Origin of the sequence: Streptomyces viridifaciens, from assembly GCF_001888885.2 — a bacterium.
GTDB classification, from domain to species: domain Bacteria; phylum Actinomycetota; class Actinomycetes; order Streptomycetales; family Streptomycetaceae; genus Kitasatospora; species Kitasatospora aureofaciens.
Genome location: NZ_CP090841.1, coordinates 159,804 through 179,250, shown reverse-complemented (window position 1 = coordinate 179,250; position 19,447 = coordinate 159,804). Strand labels below are relative to the sequence as shown.

The 19,447-nt window shown below is 73.1% G+C and carries 20 protein-coding genes; 11 read left to right on the top strand and 9 right to left on the bottom strand.

Annotated elements, in window-relative coordinates; translation table 11 throughout:
• Positions 1-107 precede the first annotated feature (107 nt).
• On the top strand, positions 108-2,009 hold the full coding sequence (locus BOQ63_RS08355) for an APC family permease (protein ID WP_094742930.1): 1,902 nt from the start codon (positions 108-110) through the stop codon (positions 2,007-2,009).
• A gap of 25 nt (positions 2,010-2,034) precedes the next feature.
• Here the strand turns inward: BOQ63_RS08355 and BOQ63_RS08350 are convergent, their stop codons facing one another.
• Complete coding sequence (locus tag BOQ63_RS08350) at positions 2,035-2,304, bottom strand: GlsB/YeaQ/YmgE family stress response membrane protein (protein WP_030284570.1); 270 nt, start codon at positions 2,302-2,304, stop codon at positions 2,035-2,037.
• A gap of 265 nt (positions 2,305-2,569) precedes the next feature.
• Here BOQ63_RS08350 and BOQ63_RS08345 point away from each other — a divergent pair, with 265 nt between their 5' ends.
• Positions 2,570-2,935 (top strand): hypothetical protein, encoded by a 366-nt coding sequence (locus BOQ63_RS08345; RefSeq protein ID WP_072653966.1) that lies wholly within the window; start codon positions 2,570-2,572, stop codon positions 2,933-2,935.
• A gap of 56 nt (positions 2,936-2,991) precedes the next feature.
• Here the strand turns inward: BOQ63_RS08345 and BOQ63_RS08340 are convergent, their stop codons facing one another.
• Positions 2,992-3,792: a HEAT repeat domain-containing protein gene (locus tag BOQ63_RS08340; protein ID WP_191093531.1), complete on the bottom strand. Its 801-nt coding sequence runs from the start codon at positions 3,790-3,792 to the stop codon at positions 2,992-2,994.
• A 50-nt stretch (positions 3,793-3,842) separates the two neighbouring features.
• Positions 3,843-4,568: a TetR/AcrR family transcriptional regulator gene (locus BOQ63_RS08335; protein WP_072653965.1), complete on the bottom strand. Its 726-nt coding sequence runs from the start codon at positions 4,566-4,568 to the stop codon at positions 3,843-3,845.
• Positions 4,569-4,680: 112 nt separating this feature from the next.
• Here BOQ63_RS08335 and BOQ63_RS08330 point away from each other — a divergent pair, with 112 nt between their 5' ends.
• Positions 4,681-5,892: an FAD-dependent monooxygenase gene (locus BOQ63_RS08330; RefSeq protein WP_072653964.1), complete on the top strand. Its 1,212-nt coding sequence runs from the start codon at positions 4,681-4,683 to the stop codon at positions 5,890-5,892.
• On the opposite strand, the gene BOQ63_RS08325 is transcribed toward BOQ63_RS08330, so the two are convergent.
• On the bottom strand, positions 5,876-6,466 hold the full coding sequence (locus BOQ63_RS08325) for a hypothetical protein (protein ID WP_141763739.1): 591 nt from the start codon (positions 6,464-6,466) through the stop codon (positions 5,876-5,878). The two genes, BOQ63_RS08330 and BOQ63_RS08325, sit on opposite strands and share 17 nt — an antisense overlap.
• Positions 6,467-6,776: 310 nt before the next feature.
• Between BOQ63_RS08325 and BOQ63_RS08320 the strand changes: the two genes are divergently transcribed.
• Both BOQ63_RS08320 and BOQ63_RS08315 read left to right on the top strand, forming a co-directional pair.
• Positions 6,777-7,406 carry a CBS domain-containing protein gene (locus BOQ63_RS08320; RefSeq protein WP_030284578.1) on the top strand — a complete coding sequence of 210 codons (630 nt, stop codon included), beginning with the start codon at positions 6,777-6,779 and terminating at the stop codon, positions 7,404-7,406.
• Positions 7,407-7,609: 203 nt separating this feature from the next.
• A complete protein-coding gene (locus BOQ63_RS08315) occupies positions 7,610-8,260 on the top strand; it encodes a LamG domain-containing protein (protein ID WP_030553024.1) in 651 nt (216 codons plus the stop codon).
• Between the two features lie 33 nt (positions 8,261-8,293).
• Here the strand turns inward: BOQ63_RS08315 and BOQ63_RS08310 are convergent, their stop codons facing one another.
• Positions 8,294-8,665 (bottom strand): hypothetical protein, encoded by a 372-nt coding sequence (locus BOQ63_RS08310; protein WP_072653963.1) that lies wholly within the window; start codon positions 8,663-8,665, stop codon positions 8,294-8,296.
• Between the two features lie 224 nt (positions 8,666-8,889).
• On the opposite strand from BOQ63_RS08310, the gene BOQ63_RS08305 reads away from it, so the two are divergent.
• Positions 8,890-9,285, top strand: a complete 396-nt coding sequence (locus tag BOQ63_RS08305; RefSeq protein WP_072653962.1) for an SHOCT domain-containing protein — start codon at positions 8,890-8,892, stop codon at positions 9,283-9,285.
• Between the two features lie 92 nt (positions 9,286-9,377).
• Here BOQ63_RS08305 and BOQ63_RS08300 read toward each other — a convergent pair whose 3' ends face one another.
• Positions 9,378-9,788, bottom strand: coding sequence for an organic hydroperoxide resistance protein (locus tag BOQ63_RS08300; RefSeq protein WP_030284587.1), 411 nt, complete (start codon positions 9,786-9,788; stop codon positions 9,378-9,380).
• Between the two features lie 184 nt (positions 9,789-9,972).
• Between BOQ63_RS08300 and BOQ63_RS08295 the strand changes: the two genes are divergently transcribed.
• From BOQ63_RS08295 to BOQ63_RS08285, 3 genes are all read left to right on the top strand, one after another.
• The gene (locus tag BOQ63_RS08295) at positions 9,973-10,446 is read left to right on the top strand and encodes a MarR family winged helix-turn-helix transcriptional regulator (RefSeq protein WP_072653961.1); all 474 of its coding nucleotides are present in this window, start codon (positions 9,973-9,975) and stop codon (positions 10,444-10,446) included.
• A 285-nt stretch (positions 10,447-10,731) separates the two neighbouring features.
• Positions 10,732-11,304, top strand: a complete 573-nt coding sequence (locus BOQ63_RS08290; protein ID WP_050366341.1) for an RNA polymerase sigma factor — start codon at positions 10,732-10,734, stop codon at positions 11,302-11,304.
• Positions 11,301-11,999: a hypothetical protein gene (locus tag BOQ63_RS08285; RefSeq protein WP_150475746.1), complete on the top strand. Its 699-nt coding sequence runs from the start codon at positions 11,301-11,303 to the stop codon at positions 11,997-11,999. The genes BOQ63_RS08290 and BOQ63_RS08285 overlap by 4 nt, the downstream gene beginning before the upstream one ends.
• 38 nt (positions 12,000-12,037) lie before the next feature.
• On the opposite strand, the gene BOQ63_RS08280 is transcribed toward BOQ63_RS08285, so the two are convergent.
• The 3 genes from BOQ63_RS08280 to BOQ63_RS08270 form a co-directional block, all read right to left on the bottom strand.
• The gene (locus tag BOQ63_RS08280; protein WP_030284595.1) at positions 12,038-12,706 is read right to left on the bottom strand and encodes a GAP family protein; all 669 of its coding nucleotides are present in this window, start codon (positions 12,704-12,706) and stop codon (positions 12,038-12,040) included.
• A gap of 176 nt (positions 12,707-12,882) precedes the next feature.
• Positions 12,883-14,295, bottom strand: coding sequence for an argininosuccinate synthase (argG, locus tag BOQ63_RS08275; RefSeq protein ID WP_030284597.1), 1,413 nt, complete (start codon positions 14,293-14,295; stop codon positions 12,883-12,885).
• Positions 14,296-14,611: 316 nt separating this feature from the next.
• A complete protein-coding gene (locus tag BOQ63_RS08270; RefSeq protein ID WP_079183522.1) occupies positions 14,612-15,415 on the bottom strand; it encodes a rhomboid-like protein in 804 nt (267 codons plus the stop codon).
• Between the two features lie 264 nt (positions 15,416-15,679).
• Here BOQ63_RS08270 and BOQ63_RS08265 point away from each other — a divergent pair, with 264 nt between their 5' ends.
• Together BOQ63_RS08265 and BOQ63_RS08260 are read left to right on the top strand one after the other, a co-directional pair.
• Entirely contained in the window at positions 15,680-16,432 is a 753-nt protein-coding gene (locus BOQ63_RS08265; protein WP_046386610.1) for a rhomboid-like protein, read from the top strand.
• Positions 16,433-16,615: 183 nt separating this feature from the next.
• Positions 16,616-19,309: a hypothetical protein gene (locus BOQ63_RS08260; protein WP_030284604.1), complete on the top strand. Its 2,694-nt coding sequence runs from the start codon at positions 16,616-16,618 to the stop codon at positions 19,307-19,309.
• Positions 19,310-19,447: the final 138 nt, after the last annotated feature.

Here is a 19,447-nt window from a genome sequence, read left to right as displayed (position 1 = left end):
CGTGTGGCGGCCGGCCGAAGTCGTGGACAGGGGTGCACGTGGTCTCGTCGGGTTCGGCCCAACCGGGAGCGGCTCCCCCGACGCGGGGTGCGAGGTTCCGGGCGTGGATGCTCGAAGGCCTCTCGGACATGGCCAAGCAGCACCCCGGCCCGCACGCGGAGGCGCCCCGGGAAGAGGGCGCGCACTGGTTCCGGGTCATGTGCCTGACCGGCCTCGACTACTTCTCCACCCTCGGCTACCAGCCCGGCATCGCGGCGCTCGCGGCCGGCCTGCTGTCACCGATCGCCACCATCGTGCTGGTGGTCGTCACCCTGTTCGGCGCCCTGCCGGTCTACCGGCGGGTGGCCGTCGAGAGCCCGCACGGTCAGGGTTCGATCGCGATGCTGGAGCGCCTGCTGTCGTTCTGGCAGGGCAAGCTCTTCGTGCTGACCCTGCTCGGCTTCGCCGCCACCGACTTCATGATCACCATCACCCTGTCGGCCGCCGACGCGACCGCGCACCTGATCGAGAACCCGCACCTGCACAGCGCCCTGTCCGGCAAGCAGGTGATGCTCACCTTCGTCCTGGTGGCCCTGCTCGGCGCGGTCTTCCTCAAGGGCTTCAGCGAGGCCATCGGCCTGGCCGTGGTCCTCGTCGCGGTCTACCTCGCGCTGAACGTCGTCGTGGTGGTCAACGGCTTCTGGCACGTCCTCGAGGAGCCGCACGTGTTCGGCGACTGGACGGACGGGCTCACCGCCGAGCACGGCAACGCCCTCGCGATGATCGGGGTGGCGCTGATCGTCTTCCCCAAGCTCGCACTCGGCCTGTCCGGCTTCGAGACCGGCGTCGCCGTGATGCCGCACATCGAGGGCGACCCGGACGACACCGAGGAGAAGCCCACCGGCCGTATCCGCGGCGCCCGGCACCTGCTCACCACCGCCGCCGTGATCATGAGCGTCTTCCTGATCGCCACCAGCCTCATCACGACCCTGCTCATCCCGACGGCGGCCTTCAAGAGCGGCGGACAGGCCAACGGGCGGGCACTCGCCTACCTCGCCCACGAGAACCTGGGCAGCGCCTTCGGCAGCGTCTACGACCTGTCGACCATCGCCATCCTCTGGTTCGCCGGCGCCTCGGCCATGGCGGGACTGCTCAACCTTATGCCGCGTTACCTGCCCCGCTACGGCATGGCGCCGCACTGGGCGCGGGCCGTGCGGCCGACGGTGATCGTGCTGACCCTGATCGCCTTCCTGCTCACCTGGCTGTTCGACGCCAGCGTCGACGCCCAGGGCGGCGCCTACGCGACCGGCGTGCTGGTGCTGATCAGCTCCGCCGCGGTCGCGGTCACCATCGCCGCGCACAAGGCCGGGGAACGGCGCTGGACCGTCACCTTCGCGGTGATCGCCGCGGTGTTCCTCTACACCACGGCCGTGAACATCGCCGAGCGCCCGGACGGCGTCAAGATCGGCGCCTGCTTCATCGCGGGCATCATGCTGGTGTCCTTCCTCTCCCGGCTCAAGCGCGCCTTCGAACTGCGCGTCACCGACGTGGTGCTGGACGAGGTCGCGGAGCGCTTCGTCCGGGACTACATGCACCGCCCGCTGCGGCTGATCGCCAACGAGCCGAACAGCCGGGACCTCGCCGAGTACCGCGACAAGCTCCGCCAGATCCGCCAGGACAACGACATCCCGGCCGAGGACGACCTGGTCTTCGTCGAGGTCACCGTGCGTGACCCGTCCGACTTCGAGGCCGAACTGACCGTGCACGGTGAGGTGCTGCACGAGCGCTACCGGGTGCTGTCGCTGCAGAGTTCGAGCGTGCCCAACGCGCTGGCCGCCCTGCTGCTGCAGGTGCGCGACCTCACCGGGCAGCAGCCGCACATCTACTTCGAGTGGACCGAGGGCAACCCCTTCGCCCAGTTCCTGCGGTTCTTCCTGTTCGGGCAGGGTGAGATCGCCCCGGTCACCCGGGAGGTGCTCCGCGAGGCGGAGCCCAACCGCAGCCGGCGGCCCGCGGTGCACGTGGGCTGAGCCGCCCACCGCGGTTGCGCGTCGCTCAGCGGGGTGGGCGGTTCCTGCTCCAGGCCGGCGCCACGAGGGCCACCAGGGCGACGGCGAAGGCGAGTTGGAGGATGTGGCGGATCCAGTCGATGCCCGAGGTGTGGCGGACGCCGATCCAGCCGGAGACGGCGTTGCCCAGCAAGGCCCCGGCGGCGCCGAGCAGCATGGTCAGCCACCAGGGGATCGACTGCGGCCCGCGCAGGATCAGCTTGGCGAGGACGCCGAGCACGAAGCCGATGAGCAGAATCCACAGGAGCTGGAACATCGCGGTCCCTTCCCGGCGTCGCCGGCCCGTACCAGCGCGCCGAATCGCCGAAGACGCGGTTCTCCCATGATCACCTGGTCCGGCCGAACGGGCACCTCGGCGGGAGTCGTTGCAGGTGAGGCCCCGGCGGCGACCGGTCCGCGGCGGGAAGGGGCGAGAACGCGCCGCCGGTGGGGCCGGAAACGTACTGTCCGAAGGGTGCTTCGTGTCGATAGGAATGGCTCCTGGCGCGGACAGGCCGCGTCGCCCGAGAAGGAGCCGCCCCGTGACCCGACTTCGAGCCGCCGCCCTCGCCCTCGGCTGTAGCGCCGCCGCACTCACCCTCACCATGGGCACCGCCCAGGCGGCTCCAGGCAGCACCAGCACCATGTGCTCCTCCTCGCTGACCCCGGCCGGCTTCGTGGACGTCCAGTGGTGGAACAGCGCGGGGTGCGGTTCCGGGTTCAACCCGAACACCAAGAAGATCATGGACCTCACCGGTTACCCGGTCGGCACCGTGGTCAACGCCTGCGCCTCGACCTGGCCGCCGGCCGGCTGGACGATCGTCAGCAGCTACTACAGCTCCGGCTGCCAGTACTCCGCCGTGCCGAGCTTCGACAAGAACTCCTGGCAGCTGAAGCGCGTCTCCTGAGCCGGAATCGCCGGCGAGTCCGGAGCGCTCGGCGGATTCGGAGCGCTCGGCGGATCTCAGAGCGCCCGGACGTCCTCGACGGCCTCGCGGACGTCCGGGTGCGGATCGGCGGCGAGGCCGTCCAGCAGATCGGCGACGCCCGGCGTGGACCAGCCCTGCACCGCCCAGACCAGCTCCCGGCGGACGGTCGGGTCGGGGTGGGCGGCCAGCGGGGTGAGGCGTTCCAGCGGGCCGCGACGGCGCAGGCCGAACCAGTGCAGGGCGGCCCGTAGCGTGTCCGGATCGCCGGGCTCGCCCGCCGCCTCGATCCGGGCCAGCAGGACGGGGACGGCCGGTGGCGGCCCGTCCAGCGGGTGCGGATGGCGCTCGCGCAGCCGCCGGCCGCCGTACTCGCCGCGGATGCGGCAGCCGAAGCAGGTGCAGGGGCGGGTGCCGTGCGCGCCCGGGAGGTAGCGCCAGCCCGCGACCTGCGGCACCGCGCGGACCCGGTGCACCTCGCGGGCATCCACCGCGCGCGGCACGACCACCTCCCAGCCCCGCGGGTCCGGCAGGGCAGCGATCCGCGCCACCGCCTCGGCGGCGGTCAGCCACCGCTGGGCCTCCTCGGCGCGGTCCCGGTAGTGCCCGACGAGCACCTGCTGGGCGTCGTCCAGGCGGACGTGCACCGCGGCCAGTGAGCCCTTCGGGCCGAACCGGGCCAGCTCGCGCAGCCACTGGTGGGTGAGGGTGTAGGAAGGCAGCACGGGGAAGCAGTACACCCCCCGCACACCGCCCTGGCCCCGGCTGTCGGCCCGGATCCCGGTGCGGCGGATGCGCGGCGTGTTCGCCGCGGCGGTCAGGTGCACGAACATCGCCATGGCAGCGGATGGTAGCCGCCCGTGCGGCGCCGGTTCGACGCGTTTTCGGGTTACGCCTCCGTTCCCCGGTTCGTGCGGCGGCCGATCAGGGCGGCCAGGCCGTCCAGGATGCGGGCCAGGCCGAAGTCCAGGGCCTGGTCGCGCCCCTCCGGATCCGGATCGGCCATCGCCGCGGCCACCGCGGGGAAGCGGTCCGCGTGGCGGTGCACCACCGTGCCGAAGGCGGCGAGGAGCTGGGCCTCGGGGGAGCCGTCCGGGCCGGTCGCGCGAGCCTGCACCGCGATGCTGCGCACGTGCCCGGAGAGCAGTACGGCGGCGTCCATCCGCTCGGCGCCGGTCAGCCCGTGGCCGTCGAGGGCGGCCACCACCCGCTCCAGCCAGGCGAGTTCGTTGGGGCCGGGCACCCGGGGGCCGAGGGTGGCGTCCAGCAGCCAGGGGTGCCGGGCGAAGGCGTCCGCCAAGTGGTGGGCCCAGGCGGTGAGTTGTTCCCGCCAGTCGGGGGCGTCCGGGGCCGCGGGCGGCTCGCCGACCGCCGACTCGACCATCAGCGCCACCAGTTCGGCCTTGCCGGGGACATAGCGGTAGAGCGACATCTTGGTGAAGTCGAGCAGCCCGGCCACCTTCTGCATGGAGACCGCGCCCAGCCCCTCGGCGTCCGCCACCTCGACGCCCGCGGCGGCGATGCGCTCCAGGCTGAGGGCGGGCTTCGGCCCGCGGGTCGGCCGGGTGGGCCGGTCCCAGAGCAGCCGCACCGTGTCGTTCGCCGCCTCGCCCATCTTCCGCTCCCGTCCCGGGGGTTGTCCGCCCGCGCGAACTGCGTCTACCGTACACAGCAATGAACTGTGTCCATTGGACACAGTTATCAGATCCACGGACGGAGTGGTTTCCATGAGCGCTTCCCCGCACACCAGGGTGCTGATCTCGGGCGCGAGCATCGCCGGCCCCGCCCTGGCCCACTGGCTGGGCCGGTACGGCTTCGAGGTCACGGTCGTCGAACTCGCCCCGGCCCTGCGCGGCGGCGGGCAGAACGTCGACTTCCGGGGGCGCACCCACCTCACCGTGCTGGAGCGGATGGGCGTGCTGGAGGAACTGCGCACCCTCGGCACCGGCGGCAGCCCGATCACCTTCGTGGACGAGCGGGGGCGCCGGTTGCTGCACCTGCCGGCCGACTTCGCGGGCGGCGAGCTGGAGGTCCCGCGCGGGGAACTGGCCCAGGTGCTGTACCGCCACGGCAACTCCCGCGCCGAGTACGTCTTCGGCGACTCCGTCGAAGCCCTGGAGGAGACGGCGAGCGGCGTGCGGGTGGCCTTCCGGCACGGCGCGCCGCGCGAGTTCGACCTGGTGATCGGCGCCGACGGGCTGCACTCCACCGTGCGGCGGCTCGCCTTCGGCCCCGAGCGGCAGTTCGTCCGCCACCTCGGCTACTACGCGGCCACCTGGGAACTGCCCAACGACGACGGCCTGCCGGTCGGCGGAGTCGCCCTGAACGTCCCCGGCCGGCTGATGTCCGTCGGCGCCGACCACCGCGACCCGGCCGGCGCGGGCGCCTTCTGCCTCTTCGCCTCGCCCGAACTGCGCTACGACCGCCACGACGTCCGGCAGCAGAAGGCACTGGTCCGCGCCGCCTTCGACGGCCTCGGCTGGCGGGTGCCGCAACTGCTCCGGAGCCTGGACGCCGCGCCCGAGCTGTACTTCGACTCGATCAGCCGCGCGGACGTCCCCTCCTGGTCCACCGGCCGGATCGCCCTGCTCGGCGACGCCGCCTGCGGCGCCACCATCGGCGGAATGGGCACCGGGACCGCGGTGGTGGCCGCGTACGTGCTGGCGGGCGAGCTGGCGCTGGCCCGCGGCGACCACCGGGCCGCCTTCGCCCGGTACGAGAAACGGCTGCGCGGCTACGCCGAGGGCTGCCAGAAGGGCGGGGACCGGACCGGCCCGTTCCTGGCTCCGCGCACGGCGGCCGGGCTGCGGCTGCGCAACGGGCTGCTCAACCGGCGGTGGGTGCTGAACCGGATGCTGGAGCTGGGCAAGCAGGTGTCCAGCCTCGAACTCCCGGACTACGAAGCCCTGTTGGCCGGCCGGGTCAATGCGGTGGGTTGAGCCGGCTGCCGTTGTCGAGCAGCGCCTCGACCCGGACGGCGGCCCGGGCGGGCCGCTCGACGGCGAGGGTGCGGTCCGGGGCCGGGCGGTCGACGGACCAGTCCGGGCCCCTGACGATGAGCCGGGTGACCCGTCGGCTGCCCGCCGCGAGCAGGTACTCGGCGCCCTGCGGGGAGCGCCACCACGTCCAGGCCACGGTGTCCTGCTCGAACCGGCTGCACGAGCGGCCCGGGCCGCCGCCGGTGCGCTGCGGGCCCCGGGCCGAGGGCAGCAGCACGGCGGTGGCCGCACTGCCCTCGCCCGTCCAGCGGTCGGCGCGCAGGCAGAACCAGGCCGCCGAACCCGCGTTCTGGGGCAGCGGCTGCACGGCGAAGGCCCAGAGGTTGAGCTGCTTGACGCCCGGGGTGCCGTCCGGCACCGCGCAGCCGGCCCGCGCCCAGGCCTGCAGGGCGTCCTGGGCGGTGGCCTCGCCCAGCCGGCGGTAGTGGCGCACCAGCACGGCCTCCGCCTCCGCCACCGGGCGGGCCCAGCCGCTCCGGGCCACCGGTGCCGCGCCCAGCGTCCGTACTGCCAACGGGCCCTCCCGGTGCCGCCAGTGCTGTCATGGTGGACGGTTCAACGAGTCGATCATGTGATGGTTGCGCCGTACGGGGGGGTGAGGTGTCGCCGGGAGCGCGGAGGAGCGACGGCGCGGGCGGATGGTTCGTCGGGGAACTGTTCGATGGCCGGGGCCCTTGGTCCCACCCGTTCGGCCCCTTGGCCTCTGGCGATCCGCGCGGCCGGAGGCCATGCTTCCGGTACCGGCCCGGACGATCCGCGCCCGGTCGGACCAGCATCGTTGGACGAGGTGAACCGGCGTGCCGCATGCCACCGTCGAATCTGTGATGACCAGCCCCGTGGTCCGGGTCGCCCCCGAGACCGGGTTCCGGGAGATCGTCACGCTGATGACCGAGTACGACATCACCGGGGTGCCGGTAGTGGACCCGGACGGACGGCCGCTCGGGCTGGTGTCGGAGGCGGACCTGCTGCGCACGCTGGCCGCGCAGGAGGACCCGGCCAGCCTGCTGCCCGCGCCCGAGTCGGCGCAGGTGGGTCACGGCGGCGAGGTCACCGCAGCGGACCTGATGACGGCCCAGCCTGTGTGCACCACGCCCGACACCAGTGTGGTGGCGGCGGCCCGGCTGATGAGCCGGCACGGGCTGAAGCGGCTGCCCGTGCTGGACGAGGAGGGGCGGGTCATCGGGATGGTGAGCCGCGGGGACCTGCTGCGGGTGTTCCTGCGCGAGGACCGGGTGATCCGGCGGGAGATCGTCGAGGAGGTGCTCGGCCGGATCGACGGGGTGAGCCCGGCCGAGATCGGGGTGGAGGTCGACCAGGGCCGGGTGGTGCTCAGCGGCAGCGTGCCCGAGGCGCACCTGGTACCGATCGTGTTGAACCTGTGCCGCGCGGTGGACGGGGTGGTCTCGGTGACCGACCGGCTCCAGGCCGGGGGTGCCACCGCGTCGATCGGCTGATCGTCCGGTCGCCCCGGCGGCCACGCGAGCCCAGGCAGCCCCGGCCTCCCCGGCTGCTCCGTTCACCCCGCTCGTCCCGCTCGTCCCAACTCGCCCCGGACTGCGGAGGACCGGTTCGCATACTGCGGAGCGTATCGGGGAACTCACCCTGTGTGCCCGGCGGTTCGAGGCTGCCGGGGCGCCGGAGCAATGGGGAGGCGGCCGTGGCGGTCGTGTTCGACGCTGACTTCACTTCGACCAGGCAGTGGATCGCCGGGCGCAGCAGTGCGTACCCCCGGATGGGGCCGACCAACCGGAGCGACCACAAACTCGACTACCTGAGCAACGAGTACTGCCCCGGCGGGGTGTTCACCGCCGTACGGCGCCGCACCGGCGGGCTCTGGACGTGCAACCTGCTGACCACCGAGGGCAGTCCGGAGGGCTTCCAGGTCCGCACCGGGGACGTGCTCGCGACGCGGGTCACGCTGCCCCGCGAGGTGGGCGCCTGGCCGGCGATCTGGACCTGGCGGGACGGCGGCAACGAAGTGGACTTCTTCGAGTACCACCCGGACAACCCGGACCTGCTGGAGATCTCCAACCACGTGCGGGGAGGCTTCCGTTACTGGCACGGGGGTGGCGTCGGGATCGGCCCCGGTGCGAGCTTCGGTATGCGGGTGGTGCTCGGCGCGAACTCGGTGGACTGGTACGTCCAGGACGAGCTGGTCTACGCGGACCTGCACGGCGTCGGGGCCGGTTGGCACGCTTACCTGATCGTCAACCTGTCGGTGTCGGACGGTACCTACCACGAGCGGCCGCCGTTCGGCGGGCCGGAGCGGTTGAGCTGGGTCTGCCACAGCCTGACGGTCGAGCGCTGACGGGGGCTCGGCAGGGGCTCCGCAGGGTGCGCCTCAGGGGGCGAAGGCTGCGGTGACCGGGCCGCCCGGGCCGGAGCGCTGGAACCAGACCGCCCGGCGGTGCGGGCCGATGTGCGCGGGGTCGGTGACGTACAGGTCGTCGCGCGGAGCGCTTTCGTTGCCGGGGGCCAGCGCGGCGTCCACGGCGCGGTCGGCGAGTGCGCGCAGCAGGGCGGCGGCGGTCGCCTCGGCGGCGCTGGGGGCGATGGTCAGGGCGGCGAGTTCGGCCCAGAGCGCGGTGGACACGTAGGCGATCGGGGAGTGGTTGAGCGCCGGGTGGGGGCGGCCGTCGGCGTGGCGGCGGAGCACTCCGGCCGCGACGAGCTGCTCGGGGGAGCGGTGGTCGTCGGGTGGGTGGTGGCTCATGGGCGGCAACGCTACCCCGGTGAACGGGGTGGCATTGCAGGAACGTTTTCTCAGGCTTTCTTCACGGCGCTTTGACCGGTCGCGGGCGCACGATGGTGATAAGGCGCTGATCACCCCGGGCGGCGCGGCAGCCCTGCTGTACGGCGGTCGGCCCTCACGGCACCCAGGGTGGTCCCGGTGCCGAGCACCTCGGCGGGCCCGGCAGGTCGGAGGAGGAGGTCCTGATGAGGCACTGGCACGGGCACGGCTTCGGGCCCGGATACGGAGGGCCGGGCGGCTGGGGCATCGCCGTCATGGCGATCGTCACGCTGATCGTCCTGGTGGTGCTGGTGCTCCTGGCCGTCGCACTGTTCCGGTACGTCTTCCGCTCGCGGCAACCGATCGCGCACGGCCCCGGCGCCGTGGGTGTCGGGCCCGGCGCGCCGCACGGCTGGGCGCACGGCCCGACTCCGGAGCAACTGCTCGCGGAGCGGTTCGCGCGGGGCGAGATCGACGCGGAGGAGTACCGGCACCGCCGGGAGACGCTGCGCTCGCCGGACGGGCCGAGCGGGACGAGTGGGCCTGGAGAGGCTGGTGGGCCGGATGGCCCCAGCGGGGTAGGTGGGCCGAGCGCGGGCTGACCGGGGTCGGCCGGGGCTTCGGAGGGGCGGGCGAGGCCCGCCGCACGCGGAGTGCGGCGGGCCTCGGTGCGCGATCGCCCCTGTCCTGCCCGTTACTCGACGACCAGCTCGACCGGGATGTTGCCCCGGGTGGCGCGGGAGTACGGGCAGACCTCGTGCGCCTGCTTGACCAGCTGCAGGCCGCTCTCGCCCGCGAGCGCGTCGGGCAGCTCGACGCGGAGCACGACGGACAGGCCGAAGCCGGCGTCGTCCTTGCCGATGGACACCTCGGCGGTCACCGAGACCTCGCTGGTGTCCACCCGGGCCTGCCGGCCGACCAGGCCGAGGGCGCTGGCGAAGCAGGCGGCGTAGCCGGCCGCGAACAGCTGCTCGGGGTTGGTGCCCTGGCCGCTGCCGCCGAGCGCGGGCGGCATCGCGAGGGCGAGGTCGAGCTGACCGTCCGAGCTGACGGCGCGGCCCTCGCGGCCGTTGGCGGTGGCGACTGCGGTGTAGAGCGCGTCCATGGTAGGTCCCTTCGTGGTGCGCGGTCCGTGGTGCGTGGAGGTGCGCGGGGGCGTGCGGAGTGGTCGTGCTTCGGCGGCGGTCGGGCCCTCGGTCGAGGTCCGGCTGCCGACCGCTCCATAAGTAGAGCACGCCATTCAATTGCGCACAACTCAATTGCGTAACTGTGATCGGTACCATGGGGTCATGACCACGCTCCCCGGCATGGCGGACGAGGAACTGCTCCGCCTCGACCAGCAGATCTGCTTCTCGCTCAACGCGGCCTCGCGCGCCTTCGGCGGCGTCTACCGGGTCCTGCTCCGGGATCTCGGACTGACCTATCCGCAGTACCTGGTCATGCTGGTGCTCTGGGAGGACGGCGAGCTGCCCGTCAAGCGGATCGGCGAGCGCCTGCGGCTCGACTCCGGCACCCTCTCCCCGCTGCTCAAGCGACTGGAGACGGCCGGACTGGTGCGCCGGGAGCGCAGTCAGGAGGACGAGCGGTCGGTCACCGTCACCCTCACCGCCGAGGGGTCGGCGCTGCGCGGGCGTGCCGGACAGGTGCCGCGCCGGCTGCTCGCCGCGACCGGGCTGCCGGTCGAGGACCTGGCGGCGCTGCGGGAGCTGCTGGACCGGGTGACCGTCGCGCTGGACTCGGCGGACGTGGAGCTGGCGCCGTAGCCGTGGCCGTGGCGGGCGCCGATCGTGGCGGGGGCGCCGCAGGGCTTGTCAAGCCGGTCGCCAGCGAGGTGTGATCTGGGTCACGTGCGGCCGGTCGGGTGTCGGTCCGCGAGTGCGAACGGGCAGGTCAGCGGCGCTGTTCGAAAGTGAACGGAAATCTTCGCCAATTGTCCGCCCGATCCGGTCAACAACCCGCGCCTCCCGGACGGTTACACCACGAGCCCCCAGAGGGCCGTCGGCGTGCCACCCGGTGGGCCGGCCAGCTGACCCATGAAGGGGGCGCGTGTGAACACTCCCGGGCCGGGCGAGGAGCGGAGCCTGCGGGCCGACCCGCTCGACGACCTGCCGAACGACTTCGAGGCGTTCTTCACCCGCGAGAACACCGGCTACCTCCGCTACGCCCAGCAGCGTCTGCGCCACCGCGAGGACGCCCAGGACGCCGTGCAGAACGCCGGCACCACGCTCTACAAGAACTGGCGCCGCGCCCTGGCCAGCGAGGACCCGCAGGCCTTCGCCTTCAAGATCGTCAAGGACGCGGTGATCGACGTCCTGCGCGAACGCCGCCGAGCCGAGCGCAAGCGGCTCCGGGTGATCGCCCAGCGCCGCCCCGACACCAGCCAGGACGAGCTGGAGGAACTCGCCGAGCTGGACGCCCTGGACTGGGCGATGGACGAGCTCGCGCGGGCCGCGCCGATCCAGGCCGACGTGGTCCGGCTGCGCCAGTCGGGCCTGTCGTACCCCGACATCGGCCGGTCGCTCGGCATCGCGCACACCACCGCCCGCACCTACTACAGCCTCGGGCGGCGCCACCTGGAGTACCTGCTGGAGCACCCGGACGACGGCGGGCAGGCCACATGAAGGTCGCCGCGCTGCTGCACGCGCACGCCGCCGAACTGCACCAGGAGTTCCGCGACCACGATCCGGCGGCCTTCACCCGTCGGCTGGCCGAGCGGCTGGCCGACGCCCGGCGGGCCGTCCCGGCCGGGCGTGAGCGCCCCGCCCGGCCGCCCACCGTCGCCCGGCCGCCGCACGCCCTCGCGGCCGGGGACCACCCCCGGACCGCCGGGCGCTCCGAACTGCGGCGCGACCTGCGGCACCTGTGCGCGGGAGTGGCCGGAGCGGCGGAGCCGGGAGAGCTGGCGCTGGACCTCGAACTCGCCGAGAAGGCCGCCTTCCGGACCCTCGGCTGCCTGCTCTACGGCATGGGCCGTACGGCGGACGCGGTCTTCTGGTGGCGGATCGCCGCCCAGTACGGCGACCAACTGGCCGTCCACTGCCTGGCCGTGCACTACGCCGCCGAGGGCGAGCTGCGCGACGCGGCCCGCTGGGCAGCCGAGGCCGAGGACCTCAGCGCCCCGGGCCGGCTGCCGGAGTTGGCCCCGCAGGCCCGTCCGGGCTGCGCCGCCGAGCTGGCCCGGCTGCTGGCGGAACGGTACGACGGGGAGATCCTGCTGACCCTTCGGGAGGCGGTGGCGGCCCGGACGGGGGCCGCCGACGCCGGGCCTCTGGGCGTCCGGGCGGTGCGGGGGCGGGGGGTGACGCGGATCCGCTGAGGGGGAGCGGGCAGGCCCCGTGCGAGTCCGTACCGGCCCTATGTGAGTCCGGAGAGGGCGCTGCCGAGGTAGTCGGCGCCGAGCACGATCGGGACGGCAGTCATGATCGCCGCATTGTGCGCGGCCGTCCAGGCGCGCCACTCGCCGAGGGCGCGGACCGAGCGGTCGGCACCCCGGAGCTGGACGGCGAGTGGCAGGAGGGTGCCCAGCGAGCCGATCAGCACCAGGACGGCGGCGGCCACGGCCATCGCCCCGGGGGCGGGCCGGGCGGCGGCGATCGAGGCGGCCCCGCCGACGGCCGGGAGCAGGGTCCTGGGAGGGGACACGACCAGCGCCGCGGCGAGCCCGGCGGACCTGATGGGGGTCAGGCGATCGATCCCCAGCAGCCAGGCCGGGGGCGCGGTGACGTGCCCGGGGCGGGGACGGTCGCGCCACTGCTCGGCCGCCAGCAGGAGCAGTGCGGCGCCGAGGACGAGCTTCAGCCAGGAGCACCAGGTCGGAGCGCCGTCCGCCGGGTTCAGCGCGCTGCCCGCCACCAGCACCGGCGCCACGACCACTGCCAGGCCGAGCACCCAGCCCGCGGTGAACGCGAGCCCGTTGGGTCGGCCGCGTGGCGAGGCGAGGATCAGGAGCACGGCGATCAACGGCAGCGGACTGAGCGCGACCGCCACCGCCGAGGCCAGCACCGGACCGACCGCCTCACCCATCCCCGGACCTGCCTTCCCGTCGGCGGGCGCCGTCCGCCATTCAGCTACGTCCGGGGGCGGGGCGCACGACCGGGTCGGCCGTTCGGGTGAGGGTCGGCTGCGGAGGAACGGCCGGGGGCCGCCGCACCGCACCGGTGCGGCGGCCCCCGGGACCGGCTGGAACGGGCGGCGCCCGATCAGTCGGTCCCGGACTCGATCGCCGCGTGGTCCAGCGCGGTGGACTCCGCCTCGTGGCCGTTGCCCGCGGCGATCGGCGCCGCGCCGCCCGGGGCGAGCTCGCCGATCAGGCCGCTCCACTGCGCCAGCTGGCCGTGGCCCGCGTACAGCTCCAGCTTGCTGCGGGAGTCCGCGATGTCCAGGTTGCGCATGGTCAGCTGGCCGATCCGGTCGTCCGGGACGAACGCGGCGTCGACGCTGCGCTCCATCGACAGCTTCTCCGGGTGGTAGCTGAAGTGCGGGCCCTGGGTGTCGATCACCGAGTAGTCCTGGCCGCGCCGCAGCCGCAGCGTGACGCTGCCGGTGACGGCCTGGCCGACCCACTTCTGCAGGCTGTCGCGCAGCATCAGCGCCTGCGGGTCGAACCAGCGGCCCTCGTACATCAGGCGGCCGAGGCGCCGGCCCTGGGTGTGGTAGGTGGCGATGGTGTCCTCGTTGTGGATCGCGTTCAGCAGGCGCTCGTAGGCGATGTGCAGCAGCGCCATGCCGGGGGCCTCGTAGATGCCGCGGCTCTTGGCCTCGATGATCCGGTTCTCGATCTGGTCCGACATGCCCAGGCCGTGCCGCCCGCCGATCCGGTTGGCCTCGTGCACCAGCTCGACGGCGTCGCCGAACTCACGGCCGTTGATCCGGACCGGGCGGCCGAACTCGAACTCGACCGTGACGTCCTCGGTCTGGATCTCGACGGCCGGGTCCCAGAAGGCGACACCCATGATCGGGGCGACGATCTCCAGTGAGGCGTCCAGGAACTCCAGCCGCTTGGCCTCGTGGGTGGCGCCCCAGATGTTGGCGTCGGTGGAGTAGGCCTTCTCGGCGGAGTCCCGGTACGGCAGGTCGCGCTCGGCGAGCCACTCGGACATCTCCTTGCGGCCGCCGAGCTGGTCGACGAACGCCTGGTCCAGCCACGGCTTGTAGATCCGCAGGTTGGGGTTGGCCAGCAGGCCGTAGCGGTAGAACCGCTCGATGTCGTTGCCCTTGTAGGTGGAACCGTCGCCCCAGATGGATACGCCGTCCTCCTGCATGGCCCGCACCAGCAGGGTGCCGGTCACGGCGCGGCCGAGCGGGGTGGTGTTGAAGTAGGTCTGCCCGGCGGAGCGGATGTGGAAGGCGCCGCAGGCGAGGGCGGCCAGGCCCTCCTCGACCAGCGGGGCCCGGCAGTCGATCAGGCGGGCCTGCTCGGCGCCGTACGCGCGGCCGCGGGCCGGGACGTCGGCGAGGTTCGGCTCGTCGTACTGGCCGATGTCGGCCGTGTAGGCGTAGGGGACGGCGCCGTGCTCGCGCATCCACGCGACCGCGACGGAGGTGTCCAACCCACCGGAGAATGCGATGCCGATCCGTTCACCGACCGGCAGCTTGCTCAAGACCTTCGACATGCATGCACCCTTGACCCACCCGCGCGGCGCGGGCTCCTGATTTAGCGACGTGTGAGGGGATTCGGCCTGATTGATCCGATGCCCGCACTCTGGCATAGATTTGCAGAGTACCGCAAGAGCATACGAACGCGTCGGTCGGGGCGGTCGCTTGGGAAGGCGTTCTGGGCCGCCCGGTGGACGGGCCAAGTCGGAGGATCGGCAGGGGGGTTGGGGGCCGAATGTGGGACGGGCCGGACTCCCGGGGATGGGGTCCGGCCCGTCCGTGCTGCGGCGCTGCGGCGCTGCGGCGGTGCGGTGGGGTGCGGTGGCGGCGTGGTCAGGGGGTTCGGCTCGGTTCTCGGCGGTGCGGTCCCTGGCGGTGCGGCCGCGGCGGTGGCGTTCTCCCGGGGTGCGGGCGGGCGGCGCGGGCCAGCAGCCAGGGCGAGTGGGAGGCGAGAACGCCCAGCCCGAGGGCCACCAGGTGCCCGGCGTCCGCCAGTTGCTGGTCCGCCGCCCAGGCTCCGGCCAGTGCCAGGGCGAGGGCCGGCAGGCCGTACCGGCGCAGCGCGGGCGGGCCCAGGGCCAGCAGGCAGCCGGCGGTGGCGACCAGTCCGTAACTGATCCCCACGTCCCGCGCGCGGGAGAGCGCGCCCGGGATCCGGGCGACCAGCATCACCCACATGGCACCCTCGGTGAGCAGGGTCGCGCCCACGTGCCCGAAGGCGAAGACCGCGCCCGCACGGGTCGGGCCCCAGCGCCACTCGGCCAGGCCCAGGACCGCGGCGACGGCGGCGATGCCCGCCCAGGCCGGGACGCCGTCGACCACCAGACCACTGGTGAACAGCGACCACCACTTGCCGACTTCCATGTGGTGGACGTTGCTGCTGTTGTGCCGGACGAACCGGGCCCGCTCCGCGTGGCCCTGGGTGGCGAGCCAGGAGGCGACGGCGGTCAGCAGAAGGACGTAGACCGTGGTGAGCCGCAGACGGACGGCCGTCGCGGTGGCGTTCGCTCTCAGGGCGGCCGTTCTGGAGGGAGCCCCGGCGGAGGCTCCGGAGACCGGACGCCGGGCGGCAGCCGCCGGGCCGGCGTCGGTGGGGTCGGTGTCGGTCGGCCTGGTCGTTCCGAGGCGGTCCCTCATCGTGGCTGGCGCCCTCGCTGTGCGGTGTCCGGTGCCCGGCGGCTCCACGGGCGGCCGGAGAACCAGCCTATGCCAGTTCCCGAGGGCCGCCGTGGCGACGGTCCTCGGCCGGTACCCTCGGCGGTGCCCGGAGGCGGGCGGAGCAGGGGCCGGAGGTCGAAGCGGAGGCGGGGCGGGATCACCCGTACGGGTCGTCGCGGCGGCGGGCGGAGGCCGGTGCGGGCGAGGGTGAGGGGGACCGTCGGGACCGTCGAGGAGGCGCCGATGAGCGGCAGCGCCACCAGGGTGCCGCGGGCGTGCCGGGGGGCCTGGTGGGCGCGGGCGGCCCGGGCGGTGTGGCGCTACGTCCGGCGGGCTCCCGGCACCTACATCTGGCTGGCGATCCTGCTGGCCACCACGGAGGTGATCCGGCACGTCGACGCGGCGACCGCGGACCGCATCCTGGAGCGCCGCTCGACCAATCTGCACCACCTCCAGGTCTCACCGGTCCGGGTGCTGGCGACCAGTGCGCTGTGGATCGCGGGCGGCGGCTGGCTGGGCTACTTCGCGCTCTACAACCTCTTCCACGTACCCGCCGAGCGCTGGCTGGGCACGCTGCGCTGGCTCTCGGTGGCGGTGCTGGCACACGTCGGCGCGACCTACCTCAGCGAAGGCGTCCTCGGCTGGGCGATCCACCGGGGCCTGGCGGCGCCGAAGGCGGTCTACACGCTCGACTACGGCGTCAGTTACGCGCTCGCCGGGGTGGTCGGGGTGCTCACCTACCTGGTCGTGCGGCCCTGGCGGTACCTGTACCTGGCGGGGGTGCTGGCCGTGTACGTCCTCGGCCTCCACCAGGGCCGGGACTACACGGGCATCGGCCACCTCAGCGCAGTCCTGATCGGCCTCGCCTGCTACCCGTTGACCCGGGAGCGGCCGGGAGAGTTCGACCCGGTCGCCTCGGCGCGTGCGCTCCGGCGGTGGTTGCGGCTGCGACGGTGGCTGCGGCAGCGCTCGCGTCCGTGGCCGGGGCGGGGATGACCGGACATCGGATTGTGGCGGGTGTCGGGCATTCCGTGAATGCCAACTGTTGTAGACGGTAAGGGTCTTAACCGTTTCTTACCGTAGGGACCTTCCCCCGACGGAGCGCACCGAGCAGGCTTGGCCCCCTGTTTCGCCGGGGCCGCGTGACCGCGCGGCCGGCCACAGGGGAGGACCGCACTCGTGCCCATCAGGCAACACCGACGGCTGCTGCTGAGCGCCGTCACGCTCACCGCCCTCGGACTGACCACCAGCCAGGCGCTCGCCGCGCCGTCGGCGCCGTCCGCACCGCAGCCCTGGCAGGTGCGGCACCAGGCGGACATCGGCAAGCAGCACGCGAAGAAGACCGGGGCCACCACCACCCGGTCGACCTTCAGCCCCAAGGCCGACTCGGGGGCCGGGGACGGTGGCGACGAGGCGGAGAACTCCGCCGAGGGCGTGGCCCAGTACACCGAGGCGCGCACCGCGCCGGGCGTCGTCGCGCCGGGTGCGTACGGTGCGGCCTGGTCGCAGCTCCAGTCGATGCCGCACACGGACGGCGACTGGAAGCACGTCACCGACGAGCCGTACAACTCGGACGACCCGCGCTACCGGGACGTCAACTCCAACTCCAGCGGCGGCGCCGGGCTGGTGACCGGCCGGATCACCGGTATCGCGGCGGACAGCAACGGCTACGTCTACGCGGGCGGCGCCAACGGCGGCGTGTTCCGCTCCCGCACGGGCGGCGGGCACTGGGAGCCGATCGCCGACAAGCTGCCGACCCTGTCGACGGGCACGCTGAATCTGGACGAGGGCGGGCGGCTCTGGTACGCCACCGGCGAGTCCAACACCGGCGCCACCTCGTACGTCGGCACCGGCGTGTACGTGCTGGCCGATCCCCAGCACGGCAAGTTCCAGCCGGGCAACCGGGTGGGCGGGTCGGAGCTGGAGTCGACCATCATCCACGCGCTGCGCTTCGGCGGTGGCAAGGTATGGGCGGCCACCAGCCGCGGGGTCTGGAGCCACTCGACGTCGGATCTGTCCGGCCCGTGGAAGCTGGAGTTCGCACCCAACCCGGACTACCTGCCGGGCGGTTCGAAGGCCAAGGACGCGAGCGCGCCGTACAAGAACATCGCCAACGACATCGCGATCGACCCCAGGGACCCGTCCAAGGTGATCCTGGCGGTCGGCTGGCGTGGCGGTGACACCTACAACGGTTTCTACGGCAAGGCCGCGGACGGCAGTTGGCAGCGGGTCTCCTCGCTCGGCGATCTGCCGACGGACGCCGCGAACGTCGGCAACGTCACCTTCGCGCGCTCGGCGGACGGCTCGCGCTACTACGCGATCGACCAGTCGCCGGACGTCGCCGCGCACAACCCGGACACCGGCCTCAAGGGCATCTACGTCTCCAAGTCCGGATCCCCGTACGGGCCTTGGGTGCTGATCGCGGACAAGGACAAGCTGAAGGGCTCCGGCTCCGCGCTTCAGGACCCGGGTTACCAGCCCGGCATCCAGTCCTGGTACAACCAGTCGCTCCAGGTCGACCCGGCAAACCCGGACCACGTCTACGCCGGTCTGGAGGAGGTCTTCGAGACCACCGACGGCGGTGCCAAGTGGGCGACCGTCGGGCCGTACTGGAACAACGGCTTCCCGTGCTGGAGCATCGACCCGACGAAGCAGACCGGTGACTGCTCGCCGACCGTGCACTCCGACCAGCACGCCGTCGCCTTCGGCAGCTACCAGGGCAAGGTGAACGTCTACGTCGGCAACGACGGCGGCATCTACCGCCGGCCGGGCAACGGGCAGTTGGACGCCTGGGGTCACGGCAAGGACTGGACGTCGCTGAACGACGGCACCATGGACACCCTGCAGTACTACTCGGTCGGCGTCGGCAAGGACCCGGCCGACAAGTCCGGCAAGGGCGTCATCGTCAGCGGTGGGTTGCAGGACAACGGTGAGTCGATCCTGCGCGCCCACGACAAGGTGATGGGCTCCAACTTCGGCGGCGACGGCGGCGACACCATGGTCGACCCGGCCAACGGCTGCAACATCGCCGAGGAGTACGTCTACCTCGACATGTGGGTCACCCAGAACTGCGCCGTGAACGACGGCAGTTGGACGAAGGACCCGAGCAAGGCCACCTCCTACGAGGTCGCCCCGCCGGACAAGGACTCCAGCGCCGCCAGGTTCATCGCCCCGATGACCAGTGACCCCAAGGACACCAACACCTGGGTGGCCGGCGGCCGGCACGTCTGGGTGCAGCACAAGGGGTACGCGATCCGCAGCGGCAACGAGTGGACCTCCGCCTACGACCTGGGCGCCGGGCACGTCGCCACCGCCGTGGCCACCGTCAACGGTACGGTGTACGCGGGCTGGTGCGGCCCGTGCAACAACCAGGGCTTCAGCCGGGGCATCGCGGTCGGCAACACCGACGGCACCGGCTGGCACCAGCTCAACCTGCCCGTCGACGGCACCGTGCCCAACCGCTACATCTCCTCCTTCGCGGTGGACCAGAACGACGCCCAGCACGTCTTCGTCGCGATCAACGGCTTCTCGCGGACCTGGACCGAGGGCCCCGGCGCGGGCAACGGCCACCTCTTCGAGACCCGTGACGGCGGCGCCACCTGGACCGACGTCTCGGCCAACCTGCCCGACGTCCCCGCGACTTCGGTCAAGCTCCTGCCGAACGGCGGCCTCGCCCTCGGCACCGACCTCGCCGCCTTCTACCGCGCGCCGGGAGAGAGGAACTTCTCCGTCCTCGGCCGCAACCTGCCCACCACCGCGGTGGCGCAGCTGAAGACCGGCCCCGACGGGCGCCTCTACGCCGCCACCTTCGGCCGAGGCATCTGGTCGATCAACCCGAACGAGCTGTCCGAGGACGACGACAGCCAGGGCTGACCGTCCGCTCCGTTCCGGTGCCCGGCCCGCTCCCGAGGAGCGGGCCGGGCACCCGGCGTTTCCGCACGGGTGAGCCCGGTGGCCCGGTGCCCGGTGGGCGCGTGGACTGGCGAGCGGCAGCGGCCTCGAGTTCCGTCC